The sequence below is a fragment of the Tersicoccus mangrovi genome (assembly GCF_036881825.1).
Lineage (GTDB): Bacteria > Actinomycetota > Actinomycetes > Actinomycetales > Micrococcaceae > Tersicoccus > Tersicoccus mangrovi.
In genome coordinates this window covers 160,313-166,885 of record NZ_JBAJMW010000007.1, presented here as the reverse complement: position 1 = coordinate 166,885, position 6,573 = coordinate 160,313, and the positions used below count along the sequence as shown (strand labels likewise).

Annotated in this window: 5 protein-coding genes; 3 read left to right on the top strand and 2 right to left on the bottom strand. The window is 72.9% G+C overall.

Translation table 11 applies throughout. The features are described from left to right. Nucleotides 1-219: 219 nt before the first annotated feature. Nucleotides 220-1,146 carry a hypothetical protein gene (locus V6N00_RS14695; RefSeq protein WP_334233412.1) on the top strand — a complete coding sequence of 309 codons (927 nt, stop codon included), beginning with the start codon at nucleotides 220-222 and terminating at the stop codon, nucleotides 1,144-1,146. Between the two features lie 3 nt (nucleotides 1,147-1,149). Here V6N00_RS14695 and V6N00_RS14690 read toward each other — a convergent pair whose 3' ends face one another. Beyond that, nucleotides 1,150-2,106, bottom strand: coding sequence for an SDR family NAD(P)-dependent oxidoreductase (locus V6N00_RS14690; RefSeq protein ID WP_334233410.1), 957 nt, complete (start codon nucleotides 2,104-2,106; stop codon nucleotides 1,150-1,152). 165 nt (nucleotides 2,107-2,271) lie between these two features. Here V6N00_RS14690 and V6N00_RS14685 point away from each other — a divergent pair, with 165 nt between their 5' ends. Beyond that, complete coding sequence (locus tag V6N00_RS14685; protein ID WP_334233408.1) at nucleotides 2,272-3,711, top strand: anthranilate synthase component I family protein; 1,440 nt, start codon at nucleotides 2,272-2,274, stop codon at nucleotides 3,709-3,711. Nucleotides 3,712-3,795: 84 nt separating this feature from the next. After that, entirely contained in the window at nucleotides 3,796-5,517 is a 1,722-nt protein-coding gene (locus V6N00_RS14680) for an HNH endonuclease signature motif containing protein (protein WP_334233406.1), read from the top strand. A 128-nt stretch (nucleotides 5,518-5,645) separates the two neighbouring features. Here V6N00_RS14680 and V6N00_RS14675 read toward each other — a convergent pair whose 3' ends face one another. Beyond that, nucleotides 5,646-6,509 carry an aldo/keto reductase family oxidoreductase gene (locus V6N00_RS14675; RefSeq protein ID WP_334233404.1) on the bottom strand — a complete coding sequence of 288 codons (864 nt, stop codon included), beginning with the start codon at nucleotides 6,507-6,509 and terminating at the stop codon, nucleotides 5,646-5,648. Nucleotides 6,510-6,573 lie beyond the last annotated feature (64 nt).

Sequence of the window (6,573 nt, the reverse complement as noted above, 5' to 3'; positions counted from 1 at the left end):
CATCGTGCCGACCAGGAGCCCGTTTCCTCACCCCCACCCCACCGTCGGCAACGTCATGACCCACAACACCTAGGCTGAACCCATGCTGATCGCCGCGTCGGTCGCCGTCGCGCTCCACGAGCTGCCGGGACCGGGACCCGATCCGCTCGCTCGACGCCGTCCGTCCCGCGAGCGGGCGTGAGGGCGTCGCGGCGCCGGCCGCCTCGGTGGCTGCGGGAGATGGTCCGCGGCGTCAGCCTGCTGGCGTGCCTGGGCGTCCTCGGCGTCCTCTGGTTGCTCCCGGGCGTGCGTCGCCGTCGTGCCCGCCGCGCCGCGTCCTGCGGGCGGTGCGCCCGGAACGGCCGCGTCGCCGCCGTCCTGATCCCGGCCTGCGCCGTCCTGCTGCTGGCCGGCTCGTTCGTGCGCCTCCAGGCCGTCGTGTCCCCCCTGACGCCGTGCAGCGCGCACGTGTACGCCAACGGCGCCGCGGTGCCCGAGCCGCCGGTCCGGCTGGCGATCGACCCGACGTGGGACGTCGCCCGGCGCGTCGTGCTCGCCGGCCCGAGCGGCCTCGCCCTCATGGGCGGCCGGCTGATCGGCATGGACGAGTGCCAGACCACCCAGCCCATCCTGTTCTGGCGTCCCCCGACGACGAGCGCGGGCGGCTCCGTGATCGGGGAGACCTTCGTGGCCTGGGACGTCGTGAAGGACGGCGGACGGTCCTCGGAGCGCAACGGCTTCGGCATCAACCGCGAGGATCTCTACCTGCGGTTCGGCCCGAACATCGCCCGGGACCGCGCGGAACTCGAGGCCCTCGCCGGCCACGAATCCGTGCACGTCTCGCAGGCGGCGGTGCTCACGTCCCTCGGCGGGCCGGCCCTGATGCCGGTCCTCTACACGGTCGACGACGCCGTCTTCCCGCTCGGGCGCAACCACTTCGAACAGGCGGCGGGTCTGGACGCCGGCGGGTACGTCGAACCGCCGAACGGCCTTCCGGACCCGCAGTGGGACGTGCTCGGCGGCCTGGCAGCCGTCCTCCTGGTTCTGTCCTGGCGACGGCTGCGCTGGGCCACCCGCATCGCCGGTCAGGGTCGTGGCGCCGTGCGCGCGCACGAGCCCGGCCGCTGCCCCCGGCACTCCCGGGGCTGGTTCCGCCTCCGGGCGTGACCGTCAGCCGACGTCGTACCCCGCGTCGCGGAGCTTGCGCGCCGACAGGTCCCAGAGCCGTTCCGCGGCGGCCGGGTCCAGGGCCCACTGCCGCACGCCGGTCGTCTCGGCCGCGACGTCGGCGTCGTCGGCCACGACGAGGGACTCGCTTCCGTTCTCGAGGTACTTCCCGCCCACGCCTTCGAACTCGGGGGCGATCGCGGCGACCAGCGTGGTCGCCGCCCCCTGCTGCGGGGACTTCATCGACGGGCTGCCCTTCCACCCGTCCTTGATCTCGTCCGGCACGAACCGCTGCAGGTTGGTCATGATGCCGCCGGGCATCAGGGCGTTCGCGACGATGCCGTCACCGGCCCAGCGGCGGGTTGCCTCGACTGCGAAGAGGACGTTGGCGGTCTTGGCCTGCCCGTAGGCGCTCCACGGGTCGTAGGGGCGGTGCTCGTAGTCGACGTCCTCGAAGACGACGGGGGAGCCGCGGTGGCCGCTGGAGGAGACGGAGACGATCCGTGCCCCGCCGCCCGCGGCCGCGAGCGCGTCGTGCAGACCGAGGGCGAGCGCGAAGTGCCCGAGGTGATTGGTGGCGAACTGCAGTTCCCAGCCGTACGCCGTCCGGCGCAGGTCGGGCACCGCCATGACGCCGGCGTTGTTGATCAGCACGTTCAACGGTCCGTCCCACGCATCGACGAAGGCCGTGACGCTGGCCAGGTCGGTGAGGTCGAGCGGAGCGACCCGGACCGTCCTGCCGGTGTCGGCCTCGATGTCTGCCGCGGCCTTCTGGCCGGCGTCGACGTCGCGGACACCGATGGTGACGTCGGCGCCGGCGCGGGCCAGGCTGCGGGCGGTCTCCAGCCCGATGCCGGACGCGCCGCCGGTGACGACGACGCGCAGGCCGGACAGGTCCCGCCCGGCGACGACGTCGTCGGCGGTCGCCTCGAATCCGAACGGCGTGGTGATCCTGGGCACGGGGTGCTCCTCTCGTTGCGGCCACCCGCGGTCCGATCACGGCCGGGCTGCCCTGCACTGCCCTCAGCGTACGTCCGGCCCGGCCCGGCCCGGCCCGGCCGCGCCCGGTACACTCGCTGCGACGAACGGCTCGATCGACGGCTCGATCGACGGGGGAGGACGGCCATGCGCAGAACCCCGCTGCCCGTGCCCCCGGGTGCGACCGCCGACGCCGGGACGGTCTTCACCCGGGTGTTCGCCGCCCACCACGCCGACGTCTACTGGCTCGACGGCGGCCCGGACACCCCGAGCTACCTGGGCAGCGGGACCCCGGTGCCGCTCCGCAGCGGCCGCGTGCTCGAGGACCTCGCCGCGGCGCAGTCGGCACTGCGGACCGCCGACGACCCGGGGGCTGACCTCGACACCGACGCCTCCTTCCGCCTCGGCCTCGTCGGATGGCTCGACTACGAGCTGCGGCACGAGACCGTCGCCCCGCACCCGGGGACCGCGCGCTCACGACCGTCGTCCGGGCCGGCCTGGCCTCCGTCCCCGGCCGCGGCCTTCCTGCGCACCGACCGGGCCGTCGCCGTGCACCCCGACGGGCGGATCGAGCTGTTGACGGCCGACGACGTCGACCACGACGCGTTCGCGCAGGAGGTGCTCGACCGACTGGCGACACCGGTCCCCGCGGCGACCGCTCCTGTCGTCCTCGACGTGACCCGCGCCGACGACGACGAGACGTACCTGGCGAACATCCGCGCCGCGCAGGACGCCATCATCAAGGGGCTGGCCTACGTGCTGTGCCTGACGACGGAGTACCGGGTGCGCGGGCTGATCGACCCGGTCGGGGTGTACCTGGCCCTGCGACGGCGCAGCCCCACGCATCACGGCGGGTTCCTGCGGATCGGCGGAGTGGCGCTGGTGAGCGCGTCCCCCGAGCGGTTCCTCGAGGTGACGCCGGCCGGGTTGGTCACCACCCGGCCGATCAAGGGCACCCGCCCGCGTGGTGCGACGCCCGAGGAGGACCGCCGGCTCGCCGCGGAGCTCGCCGCCGACGAGAAGGAGCGCGCGGAGAACGTCATGATCGTCGACCTCATGCGCAACGACCTGCAGCGGGTGTGCCGGGTCGGCTCGGTCACCGTGCCCGCGCTGTGGGCGGTGGAGAGCTACGCGCAGGTGCACCAGCTGGTCTCGACGGTGCAGGGTCGGCTGCTGCCCGGCCGGACGGCGGTCGACGCGATCCGCTCGTGCTTCCCGGCGGGCTCGATGACGGGCGCGCCGAAGCAGGCGGCGACGGACCTGCTGTCCGCCCTCGAGCAGCGCGATCGGGGGCGGTACGCCGGAGCCTTCGGCCACCTCGGGCCGGACGGGCGGGCGGACCTGGCCATGACGATCCGCAGCATCGTCGTGGAGGGGGACACCGCGACCATCGGGGTCGGCGGGGGCATCACCGCGCTGTCGGACCCGCAGCGGGAACTTGAGGAGATGGAGCTGAAGGCCGGGGCGCTGCTGGAGGCAGTGGGGGCGTCGGCGGTACGGGTTGGGGTGCGGCCCGGCGGTGCCGGTGGGCACGGTGGCTCCGACGCCGATGCGGGCGTGCGACGACTGCGGGTCGTCGAGGGCTGACCGTTCTTCGCGTCCAGCGGTCGGGGTTCGCTGGGGCCCGCTGCCGGCGCGAGTTCTGTCGGTGGTGGCGTGTTGAGTGAGGTCATGGAGGACACCTCGACCCGGGGGCGCATGGTCCCGGCCACGCTGCCGGGACTGGACGACGGCGCGCCGTCGGTGTCGCGGACTCGTCGCGTTCCCGGCGATTCCGCTGCCTTCATCTCGTCCGACGCCGTCGCACCGACGGCACTTCTCGGTCGTCTGTCGACCGTCCTCGCTGAGCACGACACGGCGAGGACCACCCTCGATTCGGCCGTCAGCGCACTGGAGGACGTCCGCCGGCTCGAGGGCTGGTTGGCCGCCGCACGGCATCGAGCCACCCTGCTGGCCCAACGGGTGGCTGAGGAGAATCACCGGCGGTGGGTCGAGGCGCACCCGTCGGTACTCGAGGATCCCGCGAGTGAAGGGGGCCTGACCAGGCGGGAGCGCCTGGCTGTGGGGGACAGGTCAGGTGTCGCCGAGATCGCCTGTGCGCTGCGGATCAGCGAGGATGCGGCGCACGCCCAGCTCCGCTGCGCCGAACGGCTCACCCTGCTGCTCCCGGCGACGTTGGCAGCCCTGCAGACCGGGAGGATCAGCGCGCGTGCGGCCGAGACGATCGCCGATGAGACCGCCGAGTACGCGGACGCGTTGCCGGACTGCTCGGACCCCGAGATGCAGGAGCGGCTCGCTCGCGCCATCGACGTCACCGAGACGGCTCTGCTCCAGGCAGCGCGGAATGGGCAGACCGTCCGTCAGATGCGATCTCGTGCTCGCCGCGTACGGGAGCGGTGCCACCCGCGTACATTCGCCCAGCGTCATGCTGCTGCCCTTGCCGACCGTTACGTGAGAGTGACGCCGGACGGTGACGGGATGGCTCGGTTGACGGCGCTGCTGCCGGCGGTGCTGGCCTGGAAGATCGACGTTCGACTCTCAGCGCTGGCCAGACAGCTGGCCACTCAGCAGGACGACGTCGTTGTCTCCCTGTCTCCGGCAGTCGGCGTTACCTCGGCCGCCGGACCCACGCCCGGAGAGGACGACCGCACAGGGGCGACCCACGACGGCGATGACGACCGACGAACCGTCGCCCAGTTGCGAACCGATGTGCTGGCTGACCTGCTCGGCGGCCCGACGGAGGGTGACGCCGGTCGTCGCACCGGTACGGATTGGCAGGTCGAGGCTGCCCCGACGCCGCGCGTGCTGCTGACCGTGTCAGCAGCCGCACTGCTGGGCGGCGACGAGCCGGGATGGCTCGGTTCATTCGGTCCGATACCGGCGACCGATGCTCGAGATCTCGTTCGGCGAGCCACGTCCTGCATGCTCGGGGTGATCGCCGGGCCCGGCGGATTGTCGGTGTCGCCATCCGATGACACCGGCGGGCCGCCCGCCGCAGAAGGCACGCGGCCCGACGACCTGGACGACCCGCCACCCGATGGCATCGAACCGGCTTGCGTCATACCGGTCATGCTCACGACGGGGTTGCAGTACCGAGTTCCGACGGCGCTGCGGCGGGCCTTGACCGTCCGCGACGGAACCTGCCGGTTCCCGGGGTGTCGTCGATCGGCGGTGGCGTGCGACGTCGACCACGTGACCGCGTGGACCGGCGGTGGCACGACCGTGCCGGAGAATCTCGCTCACCTGTGCCGCAAGCACCACGTGCTCAAGCATCACTCGGGGTGGTCGGTCGAGTCGGCGGCGGACCACGCATTCGCGACGTCGGCACGTCTCCGGTGGACCTCGCCGGCGGGCCGGATCTACCTCACTGACCCCGAGCCTCCGCCGTTCTGAACGGTGCCCGGCCAGCCCCACCGAGCAGTGCCAGGAGCACCCGAGCGTCGCGGGTTCAGCACCCGGCAGCTGCACGCCGGGAATGACCCCGACGACATCCACGCCGCCCGCACGACGGCAACCCCACCTCAGCCGCCGATGCCCTCCAGCTCCACCAGGTCCTCGTCGGAGAGCGTGAGGTCGACGGCCGCCACGTTGGCCCGTAGGTGCTCCACCGAGGACGTCCCCGGGATGAGCAGGACGTTCGGCGATCGCTGCAGCAGCCACGCGAGGGCCACCGTCATCGGCGGTGCCCCGACCCGCTCGGCCACGCCGTCGAGCGTGCCGGACTGCAGCGGGGAGAACCCGCCGAGCGGGAAGAACGGCGTGTACGCGATGCCGTCCCCGGCCAGCTGGTCGATGAGGGCGTCGTCGTCGCGGTGGGCCAGGTTGTAGAAGTTCTGCACGCACACCACCGGGGCGATGGCGCGGGCCTCGGCCACCTGCTCCGCCGTCACGTTGCTCACGCCGAGATGGCGGATCAGCCCCTGCTGCTGCAGCTCCGCGAGCGTCTCGAACGGCTCGGCGAGGGAACCCTCACTCGGGGCGCTGACCCCGCCCACCCGCAGGTTGACGACATCCATCGCCTCCAGCCCGAGGCGGTCGAGGTTCTCGTGCACCGCCTGCCGCAGCTCGTCGGGCGCCAGCGCGGGCGGCCAGCCGCCCTTCTCGTCGCGGCGTGCGCCCACCTTGGTGACCAGGTGCAGGTCTTCCGGGTACGGGTGCAGCGCCTCGCCGATGATCTCGTTGGTCACGTGCGGGCCGTAGTAGTCGCTCGTGTCGATGTGCCGGATGCCGAGCTCGACGGCGGTCCGGAGCACGGAGATCGCGGCGTCGCGGTCCACCGGGGGGCCGAACACCCCCGGCCCGGCCAGTTGCATCGCGCCGTAGCCCATCCGGGAGACGGTCAGGTCGCCGAGGGTGAAGGCGCCACCGGGCAGGGTGTCGGTCATGAGTGCTCCGATCGTCGTCGCATCCATCTCACCACGCGGCGAGCTGAGGCGCGACGGCCCGGTC